The sequence below is a fragment of the Hydrocarboniphaga sp. genome (assembly GCF_028291725.1).
GTDB lineage: Bacteria > Pseudomonadota > Gammaproteobacteria > Nevskiales > Nevskiaceae > Hydrocarboniphaga.
Window position 1 is genome coordinate 1 of the sequence record NZ_JAQGNT010000040.1, and the last position, 16,462, is coordinate 16,462.

Annotated in this window: 12 protein-coding genes and 1 riboswitch; of the genes, 5 read left to right on the top strand and 7 right to left on the bottom strand. The window is 65.8% G+C overall.

All coding sequences use genetic code 11. The features are described 5' to 3' along the window. Positions 1-204: 204 nt before the first annotated feature. The 4 genes from thiC to JWQ90_RS10580 all read right to left on the bottom strand — a co-directional run bounded on the left by thiC (position 205) and on the right by JWQ90_RS10580 (position 5,325). Positions 205-2,073 (bottom strand): phosphomethylpyrimidine synthase ThiC, encoded by a 1,869-nt coding sequence (thiC, locus tag JWQ90_RS10565; protein WP_366919493.1) that lies wholly within the window; start codon positions 2,071-2,073, stop codon positions 205-207. 76 nt (positions 2,074-2,149) lie between these two features. After that, positions 2,150-2,254, bottom strand: a riboswitch (TPP riboswitch). Positions 2,255-2,601: 347 nt separating this feature from the next. Further along, entirely contained in the window at positions 2,602-3,189 is a 588-nt protein-coding gene (locus tag JWQ90_RS10570) for an NUDIX hydrolase (RefSeq protein WP_299693265.1), read from the bottom strand. Continuing rightward, the gene (rlmJ, locus tag JWQ90_RS10575) at positions 3,171-4,016 is read right to left on the bottom strand and encodes a 23S rRNA (adenine(2030)-N(6))-methyltransferase RlmJ (RefSeq protein WP_299693268.1); all 846 of its coding nucleotides are present in this window, start codon (positions 4,014-4,016) and stop codon (positions 3,171-3,173) included. The genes JWQ90_RS10570 and rlmJ overlap by 19 nt, the downstream gene beginning before the upstream one ends. Positions 4,017-4,122: 106 nt before the next feature. Then, positions 4,123-5,325, bottom strand: coding sequence for a DcaP family trimeric outer membrane transporter (locus tag JWQ90_RS10580; protein ID WP_299693271.1), 1,203 nt, complete (start codon positions 5,323-5,325; stop codon positions 4,123-4,125). Between the two features lie 163 nt (positions 5,326-5,488). Here JWQ90_RS10580 and JWQ90_RS10585 point away from each other — a divergent pair, with 163 nt between their 5' ends. Further along, entirely contained in the window at positions 5,489-6,184 is a 696-nt protein-coding gene (locus JWQ90_RS10585; protein ID WP_299693274.1) for a response regulator transcription factor, read from the top strand. A gap of 188 nt (positions 6,185-6,372) precedes the next feature. Here the strand turns inward: JWQ90_RS10585 and JWQ90_RS10590 are convergent, their stop codons facing one another. Continuing rightward, on the bottom strand, positions 6,373-9,882 hold the full coding sequence (locus tag JWQ90_RS10590; RefSeq protein ID WP_299693277.1) for a PAS domain-containing hybrid sensor histidine kinase/response regulator: 3,510 nt from the start codon (positions 9,880-9,882) through the stop codon (positions 6,373-6,375). A 264-nt stretch (positions 9,883-10,146) separates the two neighbouring features. On the opposite strand from JWQ90_RS10590, the gene JWQ90_RS10595 reads away from it, so the two are divergent. Both JWQ90_RS10595 and acs read left to right on the top strand, forming a co-directional pair. Then, positions 10,147-11,841 (top strand): MFS transporter, encoded by a 1,695-nt coding sequence (locus JWQ90_RS10595; protein WP_299693280.1) that lies wholly within the window; start codon positions 10,147-10,149, stop codon positions 11,839-11,841. Between the two features lie 119 nt (positions 11,842-11,960). Then, positions 11,961-13,940, top strand: a complete 1,980-nt coding sequence (acs, locus tag JWQ90_RS10600) for an acetate--CoA ligase (RefSeq protein ID WP_299693283.1) — start codon at positions 11,961-11,963, stop codon at positions 13,938-13,940. Between the two features lie 64 nt (positions 13,941-14,004). On the opposite strand, the gene JWQ90_RS10605 is transcribed toward acs, so the two are convergent. After that, complete coding sequence (locus JWQ90_RS10605; protein WP_299693286.1) at positions 14,005-14,625, bottom strand: LysE family transporter; 621 nt, start codon at positions 14,623-14,625, stop codon at positions 14,005-14,007. Continuing rightward, a complete protein-coding gene (locus JWQ90_RS10610) occupies positions 14,622-15,176 on the bottom strand; it encodes a GNAT family N-acetyltransferase (RefSeq protein WP_299693289.1) in 555 nt (184 codons plus the stop codon). Before JWQ90_RS10610 ends, JWQ90_RS10605 begins: the two co-directional genes overlap by 4 nt. Between JWQ90_RS10610 and JWQ90_RS10615 the strand changes: the two genes are divergently transcribed. Together JWQ90_RS10615 and JWQ90_RS10620 are read left to right on the top strand one after the other, a co-directional pair. Continuing rightward, on the top strand, positions 15,157-15,897 hold the full coding sequence (locus JWQ90_RS10615; protein ID WP_299693292.1) for an RNA polymerase sigma factor: 741 nt from the start codon (positions 15,157-15,159) through the stop codon (positions 15,895-15,897). The two genes, JWQ90_RS10610 and JWQ90_RS10615, sit on opposite strands and share 20 nt — an antisense overlap. Then, a complete protein-coding gene (locus JWQ90_RS10620; RefSeq protein ID WP_299693294.1) occupies positions 15,894-16,442 on the top strand; it encodes a hypothetical protein in 549 nt (182 codons plus the stop codon). Before JWQ90_RS10615 ends, JWQ90_RS10620 begins: the two co-directional genes overlap by 4 nt. The last annotated feature ends 20 nt before the right edge of the window (positions 16,443-16,462 follow it).

A 16,462-nucleotide genomic window follows, 5' to 3' on the forward strand; every position in this document is an offset into this window, starting at 1 on the left:
ATATAGCCCTACAGCTAACGTGCTTTGTTTTCCCATGTAATCGGCGAAAACAATGTACCGTTATTCTCCGAACACGCCACGAGTCTCTTTCATCATCAGGGGTGGCGCGAGTCGCCATGTCCGTTGGGGTGAGCCTGCGAACCCCAACATTCGTTCCGCGCCGATGTTGGGGTTCGCTGCGCTCACCCCAACCTACACGCTGCATTATTCGACGCGATAAAGATCGCCGCCCTGGCGACGGAACTCTTCCGATTTCTCCGCCATGCCCGCCTCCAGTGCCGCCTTCTCGTCCGCGCCGATCTTGGCCGCGTAGTCGCGCACGTCCTGCGTGATTTTCATCGAGCAGAAGTGCGGGCCGCACATGCTGCAGAAGTGGGCGAGCTTGGCGCCTTCCTGCGGCAGGGTTTCGTCGTGGAATTCCTGGGCTTTTTCCGGGTCCAGGCCGAGGTTGAACTGGTCCTGCCAGCGGAATTCGAAGCGCGCCTTGGATAGCGCGTTGTCGCGCACCTGGGTGCCGGGGAAACCCTTGGCCAGATCGGCGGCGTGGGCCGCGATCTTGTAGGTGATGATGCCTTCGCGGACGTCGTCCTTGTCCGGCAGGCCGAGATGCTCTTTCGGCGTCACGTAGCACAGCATTGCGCAGCCGTACCAGCCGATGTTGGCCGCGCCGATGCCGCTGGTGATGTGGTCGTAGCCGGGCGCGATGTCGGTGGTCAGCGGTCCCAGCGTGTAGAACGGCGCTTCAAAGCAGTGTTTGATCTGCTCCTCCATGTTCTCCTTGATCAGCTGCATCGGCACGTGGCCGGGACCTTCGATCATGGTCTGCACGTCGTGCTTCCACGCGATTTGCGTCAGCTCGCCGAGCGTATGCAGCTCGCCGAACTGCGCCTCGTCGTTGGCGTCCGCGATCGAGCCGGGGCGCAGGCCGTCGCCGAGGCTGAAGCTGACGTCGTAGGCCTTCATGATTTCGCAGATGTCCTCGAAGTGCGTGTAGAGGAAATTTTCCTGGTGATGCGCCAGGCACCACTTGGCGAGGATGCTGCCGCCGCGGCTGACGATGCCGGTCATGCGGTTGGCGGTCCACGGGATGTAGCGCAGCAGCACGCCGGCGTGGATGGTGAAGTAGTCCACGCCCTGCTCGGCCTGCTCGATCAGCGTGTCGCGGTAGATCTCCCAGGTCAGTTCTTCGGCCTTGCCGTTGACCTTCTCCAGCGCCTGGTAGATCGGCACGGTGCCGATTGGCACCGGCGAGTTGCGCAGGATCCACTCGCGGGTTTCGTGGATATTCTTGCCGGTGGACAGGTCCATCACCGTGTCGCCACCCCAACGCGTGCTCCACACCATCTTCTCGACTTCTTCGGCGATGCTCGAACTCACTGCGCTGTTGCCGATGTTCGCGTTGATCTTCACACGGAAGTTGCGGCCGATGACCATCGGCTCCAGTTCCGGGTGATTGATGTTGGCGGGGATGATGGCGCGGCCACGCGCGACTTCGGAGCGCACGAATTCCGGCGTGATGCTCTTCTGCAGGAACGCGCCGAAATCGCGGCCCGCATGCTGGCGGCGCAGATAGCCGGCGGCCTCGTAAGCAGGGCGCAGCTCTTCCAGCCGCGCGTTCTCGCGGATCGCGATGTACTCCATTTCCGGTGTGATGATGCCTTTGCGCGCGTAATGCATCTGGCTGACGTTGGCGCCGCCCAGCGCGCGGCGCGGCGCGCGGATGTGCTCGAAGCGCAGCTCGCGGGTCTTGTCGTCGGCGGCGCGGATGCGGCCGAACAGCGAACTCGGGCCGCGCAGCTCCTCGGTGTCGCCGCGCGCCTTGATCCAGCCGTCGCGCACGCCGGGCAGGCCCTGGCGCAGGTCGATCGTGATACTCGGATCAGTGTACGGGCCGGAGGTGTCGTAGACCGTGACCGGCGGATTCGGCTCGTCGCCATTGGCGGTGTGCGTCGCCGTCAGGCTGATCTCGCGCATCGGCACGCGCAGGCCGTTGGGGCCGTCGACGTGGATTTTGGCGCTGGACGGGAAGGGCTTGCGCAGATCGGCCGACAGCTCGTCGGCGCGGCGGAACATTTCGGGGAGCGGGGCTAGCGGCAGGTTCATGGCGGGCATCCGTCTGTGGATGAGATGCACTCGCTCGCGCCACGCGGCGCGCTTCGTCGAGCCATCCCTACGCCGGCAATTGCCGGCCAGGTTCCAAGGGTTTGATCTCAGCCTGTTGCGATCGCTCGCTTGGGCACCCCCGGCTACGCGGCTACCTTAGGGCAGAAACGCCGATCGGGCAATGCAGTAGCCCGGTGCAAGCCGGGTTCGCTGCCGCAAAGGATCGCCGACCCCGGGTTTCACCGGGCCACTCGCTCAGCTTGGATCGGGAATTCGGGCAATCGCGGACAAGGTCCGCTCCTACAGGAATATTGCGGACCCTTGGTTCCGCGACTGTAGGAGCGGACCTTGTCCGCGATGACGCCGGCGCCGAGCCGTGTAGGTTGGGGTGAGCGCAGCGAACCCCAACGTGTGCCCGCGCCGATGCGTGGGGTTCGCTGCGCTCACCCCAACCTACACACTGTTGGATGTCGGGCTGAAGTCCGACCCACAACAGGTTCAAGTCTGGCGTCCGGCTTCCCGCGACAGAAAATGCAGCGCCGCATAGATGCGGGTATCGACGCTCAGGCCGGCCGCACGCTGGGCGTCGAGCCAGTCGTCGACCTCGGCCAGCTTCACGCAGTGCACGCTGATGTCTTCGCCATCGACGCCGCCACCGGCGTGTACCCGCACCAGGTCGCGCACGCGGACGAAGTAGCTGGTCTCGGCCGTCAGGCCGGCGGCGGTCGGCGCCGACGTGATCAGCGTCGCGCTGGCGCCGCGGAAGCCGGTTTCCTCCTCGAGCTCACGCAGGCCGCTGGCGCAGGCGTCCTCGCCCTCGAACTCGGCGCTGTCGCCGATGATGCCGGCCGGCAGCTCGATGCTGCGCGCGCGGATCGGCCAGCGATATTGCTCGACCAGCACCAGTTCGCCGGCATCGGTCAGCGCGACGACGAAGCCGGCGCCGCTGGAGTTGGGGCGCACCACATATTCCCAGTGCTCGCGGCGCAGCAGGCGCAGGAATTCGCCCTCGTGCAGCACTTCGACATCCGCCTCGACCGGGCGGCGCGGTGCTTTCACTTTCTCGTTTATTTGCTTGTCAGACATTCGGCTTCCGTCTTGATCCAGCGGGTTTCGATGGTGGACTTGGGGCCCTGCGCCAGGCCGCGCGCGATCGCGTCCAGCGCCGGTTTCATGGTGTCTTCGAACTTCCAGGGCGGATTCAGAACCAGCACGCCGCAGACATGCATTTGCCCCTGGGCCGGCGCACCGTTGTCGAAGCGGAAATCCAGCGCCGGCTTCGGTGAGGCCTTGGCGATGCGGCGCAGGAAGCGCTCGGTTTCGAAGCGTTTCTTGACCGGATACCAGACCAGGTACTGGCCCTGCACGAAGCGCGTCTGCGCGATCTGCAGGAACTCGCCGATCTGGTCGAACTCGGTCAAGGCCTCGAACGGCGGGTCGATCAGCACCAGGCCGCGCTTCTCGGCCGGCGGCAGCGAGGCCGCCGCGGATTCGTAGCCGTCGCCGCGCAACACCGTCCAGTTGGCGCGCGGCGCGGCCTGGCGCAGGTGGTGCTCGAGCAGGTCGGCGACCTCAGTGACTTTTTCGACCATCAGCATGCGGTCGCCCGGCCGCGCCAGTCTGGCGGCGATCAGCGGCGAGCCGGGATAGGCCGCGGTATCCGCGGCCAGGTCCAGATACGGTTTCAGCGATGCGGCCGGGGGTGCCGGCAGCAGGCGGCCGATGCCCTGGCGCCACTCAGCCGTGGTTTCGGCCGCCGCATGGCGCAGGTCGTAGCGGCCGGCGCCGGCATGCGTATCGAGAAAGAACCAGGGCTTGTCCTTGGCGTTCAGCGCGGCTAGCAGGCCGGTCAGCAGCGCATGCTTGAGCACGTCGGCGAAATTGCCCGCGTGATAGTGGTGTCGGTAATGCATGAGGCCCGGGAGAGTGCGGCGAGCGGCAAGGATAAGCGCTCCGCGGGCCAACAGCATCGCCGATCTACCGCTGTCTCCGCGGACGGCGGCAGATTCGCGATGAAAATCAGAACGAATATTTCGCCGAGAACTGCAGCCGCATCAAGTCGCCCTTGTCACTGACCACGGTCTCGCGCTGCGCATACCGCAACTCGGCGCCGACCGTGAGCTTGGTGACCGGCGAATACAGCAGGTTGACGAAGGTACTTTTGACTTTCTCGGTCGCGCCCGCAGCGAGATCGCCATTGTCGGTATCGGCCGACAGATACGACACGCCGAGGCTGGAGCGCGTCTTGTCGTCCCAGGGATGGCGCAGTGCCAGATAGCCGCTGAAGATGCGCAGCGTGTCGAGATCGCCGCGGTCGTCGATCACCGCGTCGCCGACGGTGTTCAGCGCCAGATAGCGGCCGATGCCGTCGCCGCCGTTGAGCATGAAGCGCAGGTCGTTCTTGCTGGCGCCCAGCGGCAGCTTGCCGGAGAAGCTCGCGCCGTAGCCGACGGCCTTGTCGGACACGCCGCCGACCTGGCCCTTGTCGACCAGCTCGCGCACCAGGCCCGCGATGGTGAAATCGGAAGCGCCGGCCTTGAAGTTGTAGCGCGCGACGAAATCCGGCAGCAGGTTGCTGTCGTCGGTGTTGGCGTAGGAAGGACCGCCGCCGTTGGTCGCGACCGTGGTCTCCGGATTCTCCAGCGCGAATACGAACGGGCCGGCGGTGTAGCGGATCATCGGCTGGCGCGAGAACACCGTGCCGTCGGTCGGGAACGCGATGAAATCCAGCACTTCGGGAATCGCGCCCATGTTCTGGAACGTGCTCCAGTCCTGGCCGAGCAGCCAGTTGTCGAACGTGATGTAGGCGCGGCGCAGCCCCGGGTTGTAGGCGTTGGTCACCGACTCGTTGCCGGTGCCCTGGGCGACGATGAAGTCCATTTCCAGGTAGCCGCCGAGCTTGTGACCTTCCACGGCGGTGTCGGCCTTCAGGAACAGCCGCGTTTCCTTGGCATGAAAATCCAGATAAGTGTGCGAGTCGGCGGCGGCGCCGCCGACGACCGGGATCTGGTTCGGGATATAGGCATCGCGACCGGTGCCCTGTACCACCGGGCCGTCGCTGAAGTGGCTGTACAGCGTGTCGAGCTTGATGTAGCCGCCCCAGCTCAGTGTCACGTCGCCGACTTCGGCGGCGAAAGCGGCCGGGCTCGCGGAGGCCGCAATCGCGGCCGTGGTTCCGCACAGCAGCGCACGACGGGTACGGGCATGCAAAGCATTCTTCATGGCTCTCTCTCCTCGTTGATGTTGCGGCCTTGTCGTTGTGGTCTGCGGCCGTTGCACACGCAGCATGGGCAGCGTGAAACGGCGCGGCCATTCGCCAAAGGTCGATATGCGACTAAAGTCGAAGCAGGTAGCGGCGGCGTTGCGCTTGCACTAGGCTCGCGGCGTGAATGCATCACTAGTCCTGCTCGCCGACGATCACCCGCTGTTCCGCGCTGCACTGCGCGAGACGCTGGTCAAGCTGATGCCCGGCGTGCGTGTGGTCGAGTCCGCAAGCGTCGCCGAACTGCAGGTCGCGGTGCAGGCCAACAGCGAAGCCGATCTGCTGCTGCTGGATCTGCGCATGCCGGGTTCCCAGGGTTTTTCGACGCTGATCGAACTGCGCGCGCAATACCCGGCGCTGCCGATCGCGATCGTGTCCGCCGAAGAAGATCCGGGCGTGATCCGCCGCGCGCTGGATTTCGGCGCCAGCGGCTTCATCCCCAAATCATCGAGCAGCGAGAAGATTGCCGAAGGCCTGCGCGCTGTGCTCGAAGGCAGTACCTGGGTGCCGCCGGAAATGCTGATCGGCGAATCCGCCGCCGACGCCGATGCCGAACTGGCGGCGCGCGTCGCCAGCCTGACGCCGCAGCAGTTCCGCGTGCTGACCTTGCTTGCCGATGGCCGCCTGAACAAGCAGATCGGCGGTGACCTGGATATCTCCGAGGCGACGATCAAGGCGCACGTCACCGCGATCCTGCGCAAGCTCGGGCTGTCGCGGCGCACCCAGGCCGCGGTGCTGGCGCAGCGCCTGCTGTCGGCGGAAAGCGGCCGGCTCGCGCCGCCGGAAGTCTCAGCGGTGGAAGAGGTCGATCCGGAATAAAGGCCGGCCGCGTCACGCCGTCAATTTTGCCGGACGAACTGTAGGAGCGGGTCATACCCGCGACTGTGCCCTTGCAGCCTCAGTCGCGGGTACGACCCGCTTCCATCAAACAGGAAATGTAAATTTCCGAACCGGGCTCGTCCCGGTGTTTGTTTCGCGATTACGGCGCGGACCCGCGTTGCAAGCTCCTACAAAGCAGCGCTCTGACTCAGCAAGCGACTCATCAGCGCCCGCAGCGCCGCCGGTTTCACTGGCTTGGGCAACAACGAAAGCCCATGATTCTGCGCATCCAGCCGCGCCTGCGGTGTATGGTCCGCGGTCAGCACGATGCCCGGAATCGCGCGGCCGCAGCGCTCGCGCAGACCGCGTGCGATCTGTACGCCGTTGAGTTCACCGTCGAGGTGATAGTCCACCAGCAGCATATCGGGTGCGGCATCCAGCATCCCGCGATACGCGCTCGCTTCATCAGCGGCGGCGATCACGTCGCAGCCCCAGCTCTGTAGCAGAGCCTGCATCGCCTGCAGTACGGCGGGCTCGTTTTCCAGGCACAGCACGCATGCGCCGTTCGGTGATCCGCGTGATGGCGCACGCACTTCGCTGCTGCGTAGCAGCGAACCTTGCCCCAGTGGCACCGTCACCGAGAACTTGCTGCCGTGGCCGACACGCGACTGCAAATGCAGCGGGTGCTTGAGGATGCGCGTAACGCGCTCGACGATCGCCAGCCCCAGGCCCATGCCGCGCTCGCCGCGTGCGTCCTGAGCGCCGAGCCGGCGGAATTCCTGGAATACCTCCTGCTGCTGATGCTCGGCGATGCCAGGGCCGGTATCCCAGACTTCGATACGCAGCGCGCCGCGCTGACGCCGGCAACCCAGCAGCACTCTGCCGCTGACGGTGTAGCGCACGGCGTTGGACAACAGGTTCTGGATCACGCGGCGCAGCAGTTGCGGATCGCTCTCGACGATCGCGCTCGAGCGCACCCATCTGAATTCCAGGCCGCCGCGAGCGGCCAGCGCCGCGGTCTCGGCGGCCAGCGGTTCCAGCAGATCGGCAATCGCAAATTGCTCGCGGCGCACCACTTGCGCGCGGCCGTCTAGCCGCGAAATGTCGAGCAGCCCCGACAGCAGGCCTTCGGCTGCCGACAGCGAACTCTCGGCCTGGCTGAGCAGCGCTGCGGCGGAATCAGGCAGCGCATCGCGCGCGATCGCCGCGGTGAACAAACGCGCCGCGTTCAGCGGTTGCACCAGATCGTGCGAGGCCGAGGCGAGGAAGCGCGTCTTCGCCTGATCGGCCTGTTCCGCGGCGCGCTTGGCCGAGTCCAGCTCGGCGTTCAGCGCGGTCAGCTCGCGGGTGCGTTCGGCGACGCGCGTCTCCAGCGTCTCGTTGGCCTCGCGCAGCGCGTCGGCGCCGCGCTTGTAGCCGCTGACGTCGGAGTAGCTGGTGACGAAGCCGCCGCCCGGCATCGGCTTGCCGCGGATCTCGATCGTGCTGCCGTCGGGCAATGCGCGCTGATGCGTATATGCGTGGCCGTCGCGCATGTGCTGCAGCCGCCGCGTGACCGCGGCTTCGGCATCGCCGGCGGCGCCGAGCAGGCCGCGCTCGGCGTTGTGACGCACCAGTTCCTCGATCGGCCGGCCGACCGCGACCAGCCCCGGTGGATAATCGAAGATGTCGATATAGCGCTGGTTCCAGGCGACCAGTTTCAGATCCTTGTCCACCACCGATACGCCCTGCGACAAATGCTCCAGCGTCGCCAGCAGCAGTTCGCGATTGAACTGGATCACATGCGAGGTTTCGTCCAGCAGCCGGACCACGTCCTCGAGCTGCATGTCGCGTCCGCGCAGCATCGACGCCAGCACCAGCCGTGCCGAGGAGCTGCCGACGGCCGACGCCAGCAGATGCTCGACGTAACGCGCCTGGCTCGGCTCGGCGCGATCATCGGGTTTCAGGCTGCGGCCGCTGCGCGCGGCATATTCCTGCATCAGCCTGCCGGCGCGATCGGCGCCGAAGAAACGCTCCAGCAGCATCTGCAGATCGCCGCTGGTCGCGGTGGTGCGCACCGGCACCGCCGGCAGCCGCGGAGGCTCGCTGCTGTCTTCGAGGAAACGCGATACCAGCAGGCGTTCGCGCAGGCCCGACGAGGACGACATCGACACCGCGATGTACGCGATCAGATGCAGGCCCAGACTCACCAGGGTGCCGTGCGTAATCAGATCCAGGCCGGCTATGCCGAACATCGCCTCGGGCCGCAGCCAGGCGATGCCGAGCGGGCCGCCGTGCATCAGCTGCGCGCCGAAGTGGGAAGGGCCGACCATCGTCGGCAGCAGCAACACATAGCACCAGCTCAGAAAGCCGATCGCCAGGCCGGCGACCGCGCCGGAGTAGGTTGCGCGGCGCCAGTACAGCCCGCCGATCAATGCCGGCAGGAAGTGCAGAACCGCCGAGAACGACAGCAGTCCGATCGACGCCAGCGAGCCAGGGCCGGTGAACAGCCGGAAATACAGATACGCGAGTATCACCAGGCCGACGATGCACAGGCGCCGGATGGTCTTCAGCAAGGTCGACAGATCGCTGCGCTCGGCCAGGCCCAGGCGTGGCCAGCGCAGCAGCAGCGGCATCACCACCTCGTTGCAGATCATCGTCGACAGCGCGATCGTCGCGACGATCACCATGCTGGTCGCCGCCGAAAACCCGCCGAGGTAGGCCACCAGCGCGAGGCCGGTATGGCCTTCCATCAGCGGGATCGACAGCACGAAGCTGTCGGCCGGTGTGCCGGCCGGCAGGCGCAGCACGCCGGCGGCCATGATCGGCAGCACGAAGAAGCTGATCAGCGCCAGATAGCCCGGGAATACCCAGCGCGCGGTGCGCAGATCGGCCGGCGCCGAGTTCTCGACGACGGTGACGTGAAACTGTCGCGGCAGGCACAGCGCCGCGGCGGCGGCCAGCAAGGTTTGCGTCAGAAAGCCGAGCTGCCATTCCGGCTGCGTGATCGGTTGCGCGACCTGCGGCAGCGCCAGCGCATGCGCGTAAGCATCGCCGATGCCGTCGAACAGGCCGAAGCAGACGAAGACGCCGACCGCGACGAAGGCCAGCAGCTTGCAGACCGACTCGAACGCGATTGCCAGCATCATGCCGTGATGGTTCTCGGTGGAGACCACATGGCGTGTGCCGAACAGGATCGCGAACGTCGCGAGCAGCGCCGAGATCACCAGCGCATTGTCGTCGGCGCGCTCAAAGCGCGCCGGCCCGACCAGCACTTCGAAGCTGAAGGCGACGGCTTTGATCTGCAGCGCGATGTATGGCAGCACACCGAACACCGCGATCAGCGTGACCATCATCGCCAGCTTCTGGTGACGGCCGTAGCGCGCACCGATGAAGTCGGCGATCGAGGTGATGTTGTGGCGCTTGCTGATCTGGATCAGCCGCCCGATCAGGCGATGGCCGAATACGAACACCAGCGCGGGGCCGAGATAGATCGGCAGAAAATCCCAGCCGCTGATCGCGGCGCGGCCGACCGCGCCGTAGAACGTCCACGAGGTGCAGTAGACGCCGAGCGCCAGGCTGTAGATCCACCGATTGTTCTGGCGCTTGCGCACCGGGCTGCCAAGCCGGCGCGCACGCCGGTCGCCCCAGAACGCCAGGCCGAACAGCGTGGCGACGTAGGCCGCCGAGATCAGGAACAGCGCCCAGCTCTGAAACATCGTCGGCCCTCGGTATCGTCGGCGCGAGCTTAGAGAAAGGCCGACGAGCTTGCACGAAGCTCGATGCCCGCACTGTAGGAGCGGACCTTGTCCGCGATTGTGCGGTTCAAGGTTTCAATCGCGGACAAGGTCCGCTCCTACAGTAGCGAGCCGGGGCTTTGTGGCGTCCACCATCAGACTAAAGTCGCGTTCCCCGCTGCAATCGCCTGGCCTAGAGTGCGCCTACATAAAAAAGCCGCATCCAGCTTACGAGGAGAGAGCAGCATGCAGAGCGCCGCAGCCATCGACGCAGGCAACACCCATCCGTCCGCTACATCCGCCATCAGCGGCGCCGAACGGCGCAAGGTGATCTTCGCGTCGTCGCTGGGCACGGTGTTCGAGTGGTACGACTTTTATCTGTACGGCTCGCTGGCGGCGATCATCGCCAAGCAGTTCTTCTCCGGGCTCAACGACACCAGCGCCTTCATCTTCGCGCTGCTGGCGTTCGCGGCGGGTTTTGCGGTGCGCCCGTTCGGCGCGCTGGTGTTCGGCCGGCTCGGCGATCTGGTCGGCCGCAAGCACACCTTTCTGATCACGATCCTGATCATGGGTTTCTCGACGTTTCTGGTCGGCATCCTGCCGAGCTACGCATCGATCGGCGTCGCCGCGCCGGTGATTTTGATCGGCCTGCGGCTGCTGCAGGGCCTGGCGCTCGGCGGTGAATACGGCGGCGCGGCAACCTACGTTGCCGAGCATTCGCGCGACGACAATCGCGGCTTCTCGACCAGCTGGATACAGATCACCGCGACCGGCGGATTGTTTCTGTCGCTGCTGGTGATCCTCGGCTGCCGCCTGGGGCTGGGCAACGAGGCTTTCGAAGCCTGGGGCTGGCGCATTCCGTTCCTGGTGTCCTCGCTGCTGCTGGCGGTCTCGGTGTACATCCGCCTGCAGCTCAGCGAATCGCCGATGTTCAAGAAGATGAAGGCCGAAGGGAAAGGCAGCAAGTCGCCGCTGCGTGATTCCTTCGGCAACTGGAAGAACGGCCGCATCGTGCTGCTGGCGCTGCTCGGCGCGACCGCCGGCCAGGGCGTGGTCTGGTACACCGGCCAGTTCTACTCGCTGTTCTTTTTGACGACGACTTTGAAGATCGACGCGGTCACCGCCAACCTGCTGATCGCCGGCGCGCTGGCGATCGCGACGCCGTTCTTCGTGGTCTTCGGCTGGCTGTCGGACAAGATCGGCCGCAAGCCGGTGATCATGGCCGGCTGCCTGCTCGCCGCGCTGACCTACTTTCCGGTCTTCAAGGCGATCACGCACTACGGCAATCCGGCGCTCGAAGTCGCCGCGCAGACTGCGCCGGTCAGCATTTCAGCCGATCCTGATGACTGCAGCTTCCAGTTCGATCCGGTCGGCAAGAAGGTGTTCAACAGCAGCTGCGACGTCGCCAAGAGCTTGCTGGCCAAATCGGCGGTGAGCTACACCAATGTCGCCGCGCCGGCGGGTTCGATCGCCGAGATCAAGGTCGGTGATCAGGTGTTCGCGTCCTTCGACGGCAAGCCGCTGGACAAGGCCGCGTTCAAAACCGAGCAGGCCGCGTTTGCCGCAAAAGTGGGCGATGCGCTGAATGCTGCGGGTTATCCGAAGAAGGCCGATCCCGCGACGATCAACAAGCCGATGCTGCTGGCGCTGCTTGCCTTGCTGGTGATCTACGTGACGATGGTCTACGGGCCGATCGCGGCCTGGCTGGTGGAGCTGTTCCCGACGCGCATCCGCTACACCTCGATGTCGCTGCCGTATCACATCGGCAACGGCTGGTTCGGCGGCTTCGTGCCGACGATCGCGTTCGCTATGGTGGCGGCCAACGGCAACATCTACTACGGCCTGTGGTATCCGATCACGATCGCGGTGATGACGCTGATCATCGGCACGCTGTTCCTGCGCGAGACCAAGGGCAGCTCGCTGCATCGTCCGGATGATTGATCGAGCATCAAAGCAAGCGCCCCGAGGCCCCGACTTGAACCAGACGCCGATGCGGCCGAACATGGGGCCGCTGTAAAGACCAACAAGAAAATGATTCGGATCGCGACCAGGAGCCGTTGATGAGCAACACCAAGACCCCCGAAGCCAAGCTGTCTTCGGTAATGGAAGAAAACCGGCTGTTCCCGCCGTCCGCGGAATTTTCCGCAAAGGCGCGCGTCAACGCTGCCACGCTCGAGTCGCTGCGCGCAGCGGCGGCTGAGGATACGGTCGGCTTCTGGGCTGGCCTGGCGAAGCAGCACATCAGCTGGCAGACGCCATTCACGATCGCGCTGGACGAGCGCGACGCGCCGAACTACCGCTGGTTCACCGACGGCCGTACCAATGCCTCGGTCAACTGCCTGGATCGCCATCTCGGCGCCAGCGGCGACAAGCCGGCGATCCGCTTCGAAGGCGAGACCGGCGACGTTCGCATCTGGACTTACACGCAGTTGCACGCGGAAGTCTGCAAGCTCGCCAATGGCCTGAAGTCGCTGGGCATCGCCAAGGGCGACCGCGTGGTGATCTACATGCCGCATACACCGGAAGCGGTGATCGCGATGCAGGCCTGTGCGCGCATCGGTGCGATCCATTCGGTGGTATTCGGCGGCTTCTCGGCCTCGTCGCTGCGTGATCGCATCGAAGACGCTGGCGCGACTGTGCTGATCACCGCCGACGGCGGCAAGCGCGGCGGCCATATCGTCGAGCTGAAGAAGGCCGCGGACGAAGCGCTGTCCGGCGGCTGCAAGACCATCGAACACGTGATCGTATTCAAGCGCACCGGCCAGGCCATCGCCTGGAACGAGCAGCTCGATCTCGACTGGACCACGCTGCTCGCACAGCAGTCCGAGCGCTGCGAGCCCGAGTGGGTCGAGGCCGAGCATCCGCTGTTCCTGCTGTACACCTCGGGCTCGACCGGCAAGCCCAAGGGCATCCAGCATTCCACCGGCGGCTACCTGGTGAATGCCGCGGTCAGTTGCCAGTGGGTGTTCGACCTGCAGGCCAGCGATGTGTTCTGGTGCACCGCCGACATCGGCTGGATCACCGGGCATAGCTATGTAACTTATGGCCCACTCGCGAATGCCGCGACGATCCTGATCTACGAAGGCGCGCCGACGGTGCCGGATGCGGGGCGTTTCTGGAAGATCATCCAGGACCACCAGGTCACGATCTTCTACACCGCGCCGACCGCGATCCGTGCGCTGATGCGCCTCGGCGACGAATGGCCCGAAGCTTACGATCTGTCGTCGCTGCGCCTGCTCGGCAGCGTCGGCGAGCCGATCAATCCGGAAGCCTGGATGTGGTATCACCGCGTCATCGGCAAAGAGAAATTGCCAATCGTCGATACCTGGTGGCAGACCGAAACCGGCGCGATCATGATGAGCCCGATCCCCGGCGCGACGCCGACCAAACCCGGCTCCTGCACGCAGCCGCTGCCCGGTATCTTCGTCGACGTGGTCGACGAGTCCGGCACGCCGGTCGAGGGCAACAACGTCGGCGGTTATCTGGTGATCACCAAGCCCTGGCCGTCGATGCTGCGCACGATCTGGAACGACAACGAGCGCTACATCAAGACCTACTGGGAACAGTTCGGCAACAAGGTCTACGTCGCTGGCGACAGCACGCATCGCGACAACGACGGCTACTACTGGATTCTGGGCCGCACCGACGACGTACTGAACGTGTCCGGCCATCGGCTCGGCACGATGGAAGTCGAATCGGCGCTGGTCAGCCATCCGCGGGTCGCCGAGGCCGCGGTCGTCGGCCGTCCGCACGAGGTCAAGGGCGAGGCGGTTTTCGCGTTCGTGACCTGCAAGGGTAGGCGCCCCGAAGGCGAGGAGGCGGCAGCGCTGGTGAAGGAGTTGCGCGAGCACGTCGCCAAGCAGATCGGCGCCATCGCCAAGCCCGACGACATCCGGCTCGTCGACAATCTGCCGAAGACCCGTTCCGGCAAGATCATGCGCAGGCTGCTGCGTTCTATCGCCAAGGGAGAAGAGATCACGCAGGACATCTCGACACTGGAGAATCCGGCCATCGTCGCGCAGCTGCAGGGCAAGGAGTAAGGACGGAGGGTAGGTTGGGGGTAGGTTGGGGTGAGCGCAGCGAACCCCAACGATCACCGCCAGATCAACGCGCGAGCAGACTCAGCAGCCCCAGCGCGATCAGCAGCACCCCCATGCCGCGATCGATCCAGTGCGCGTTGCCCACCAGTTTGCGCCGTACTACCGGATGCCCCAGCGACCACGCGGTCAAGCTGAACCAGGCCGCGGTCGTCGCCAGGATCCAGACGCCGAGCGCAACACGCAGGCCCACCGGCGTCGCCGTCGTGACCAACGCCGAGCACAGTGCCAGGAAGAACAGCATCGCTTTCGGGTTCAGCAGATTGGTTGCGACGCCGATCGCGTAGCTGCGGCGCGCTGGCTGCGCCGGAATTTCGCCGACATTTGCCTGCAGCGGCTGCGCGTTGGCGCGCAGTGCGTTCACGCCCATGTACAGCAAAAACGCCGCGCCGCCGTAGCGCAGCACTTCCAGCAGCACCGGCACGCGCTCGACCACCCAGCCCAGGCCGAACAGTGCCCAGCCGAGATGAAAGCTCAGCCCGCTGGCAATGCCGAGCGCGGTGAACACCCCGGCGCGCCGGCCGTAAGCCAGCGTCTGGCGTGTGACCATCGCGAAGTCCGGGCCCGGCGACATCACCGCCAGCAGATGCGCGCCGGCCGCGGTCAGCAACAGGGTCGAGCCGTTCATGCGCGGCGATTGGCTCCGGGCCAGGGTCCGTCGGCTTCGCCGGGATCGTCGATGAAGCGGGTTTCCTCGCGATAGATCGCCATGCCGCGCGCCAGGTAGTTCGGCAGCGCGGCCGGGCCGTCCAGCGTGCAGGTGTGCACCCAGACCCGGCGAGGTGCATCCATGTCCCAGGCCCGTGCGATGCCTTCGCCCAGCAGCCAGCCGCCGAGCCCCTGGCCGATGAATTCCGGCAGCAGGCCGAAGTAGGCGATCTCGGTATCGTGCTCCTGGCGCTCGAGTTCCAGGTAGCCGGCCGGCGTGCCGCGCACGCTGAGCAGCCAGGTCGCAACCCCGGGCCGCGCCAGGTACTCGCGCCACTGCGCCTGCGACCAGCCGAGCCGGTCGCGCCAGTACCAGTCGCCGCCGACCGCGGTGTACAGGAAGCGGCTCAACGCCGGGCAGGGCACTTCGGCTCGGCGCAGCAGCACATCGACCAGCCCGGGCGCCGGCGCGCGCCGCAGCTCGTCACGCGCGCGCATCTGCAGATAGGTGATGGTGACGGCGGTCGACATGGATGGCGGTACAAGACGCTGGGGCCGCCATTCTAAAGGGCGCTTAAACCTTAGGGCCCGCTTGCGCATCAGAGGCTCGATGATGTCCGCTATCGCCCTAAACTTGCCTAGCCACCGACTGGAGACCGTGCCCTTGGTGCCAGAGCAGGATCTTGCCTCGGCGGCGGCCGCCAGCCCTTGCGACGCCGACGATCTGCTTCTGGCGCGTGCCGCGGCGGCGGGCGATGCACTCGCGTTCGAGCAGCTGTATCGGCGGCATGTGGGCCGGGTCCGCGGCCTGTGCTGGCGGCTGGTCAACGGCGACGAGAAGCGCGCTGATCAGGCAACCCAGGACGCATTCGTGCGCGCCTGGGAGAAGCTCGGCGGCTTTCGCGGCGACAGCCAGTTCTCGACCTGGCTGCACCGGCTGACGGTGAACCTGGTGCTCGGCGAGTACCGGCTGATGAAACGCTGGGTCACGTTCGAGGACGTGGCGGAAGAGGCGGGTGATGAAGGCGACGGCGTATCCGTTGACGAACATCCGCAGCAGCAGACGGCGGACCGGATGGATCTGGAAAAAGCGCTGGCCCGGCTGCCGCCAGGCGCACGCAGCGTGCTGCTGCTGCATGACGTCGAGGGCTACCAACACGATGAAATCGCGGAGTTGACCGGCATCGCGGTCGGCACCTCCAAGGCGCAGTTGCACCGCGCCCGCAAGCTGATGAGAGGTTTTTTGCAATGAACAACGACATTCATGACGACAACGAGCACCTGGGCGAACAACGGGGCGAGGAACTGCCGCCGATTCGCGGGCTGGAAAGCCTGCGCATGGTTCGCGAGCCGGAGCAGGATCTGTGGCCGGCGATCCAGGCGCGCATTCAGTCTCGTGCCCAGCCGGCGCGGGTAGAGCGCTTGCCGCCACCGCGCCGCCGCTGGGTGCCTCTGGCCGCAGCTGCCGCTATGACGGCGGTGATCGCCGGGCTGATCGGCCTGCGCCAGCTCCAGACCGCGGTGCCGGCCGCTGCTCCGACCACGGTCGCGGCGGTGCCGGCCCAGCCGGATGCCGGCCTGCAGACGGTCGCGATGACGGCGCCCTCGGGTGCCCAGATGCAGGGCGCGAACCGCGCGCTGCTGAAGGCCAACCTGAAGATCGTCAAGAGCGCCGAGGACCAGCTGCGCCAGGCGCTCGCAACCGACCCGAACGACCGCTATCTGCAAAACCTGCTGCTCAGCACGCAGACCCAGAAACAACATTTGCGCGGTCTGCTCGACCGCCAGCTTATTTGAGCCCGAGAGGGCAGGAGCTT

Excerpts from the sequence above, each read along its gene's own strand:
- JWQ90_RS10590 (WP_299693277.1), bottom strand. The coding sequence starts at position 9,882 with ATGTTTCAGAGCTGGGCGCTGTTCCTGATCTCGGCGGCCTACGTCGCC.
- JWQ90_RS10570 (WP_299693265.1), bottom strand. The coding sequence starts at position 3,189 with ATGTCTGACAAGCAAATAAACGAGAAAGTGAAAGCACCGCGCCGCCCG.
- acs (WP_299693283.1), top strand. The coding sequence starts at position 11,961 with ATGAGCAACACCAAGACCCCCGAAGCCAAGCTGTCTTCGGTAATGGAA.
- JWQ90_RS10615 (WP_299693292.1), top strand. The coding sequence starts at position 15,157 with ATGGTGACGGCGGTCGACATGGATGGCGGTACAAGACGCTGGGGCCGC.
- rlmJ (WP_299693268.1), bottom strand. The coding sequence starts at position 4,016 with ATGCATTACCGACACCACTATCACGCGGGCAATTTCGCCGACGTGCTC.
- JWQ90_RS10605 (WP_299693286.1), bottom strand. The coding sequence starts at position 14,625 with ATGAACGGCTCGACCCTGTTGCTGACCGCGGCCGGCGCGCATCTGCTG.
- thiC (WP_366919493.1), bottom strand. The coding sequence starts at position 2,073 with ATGTTCCGCCGCGCCGACGAGCTGTCGGCCGATCTGCGCAAGCCCTTC.
- JWQ90_RS10620 (WP_299693294.1), top strand. The coding sequence starts at position 15,894 with ATGAACAACGACATTCATGACGACAACGAGCACCTGGGCGAACAACGG.
- JWQ90_RS10595 (WP_299693280.1), top strand. The coding sequence starts at position 10,147 with ATGCAGAGCGCCGCAGCCATCGACGCAGGCAACACCCATCCGTCCGCT.
- JWQ90_RS10610 (WP_299693289.1), bottom strand. The coding sequence starts at position 15,176 with ATGTCGACCGCCGTCACCATCACCTATCTGCAGATGCGCGCGCGTGAC.
- JWQ90_RS10580 (WP_299693271.1), bottom strand. The coding sequence starts at position 5,325 with ATGAAGAATGCTTTGCATGCCCGTACCCGTCGTGCGCTGCTGTGCGGA.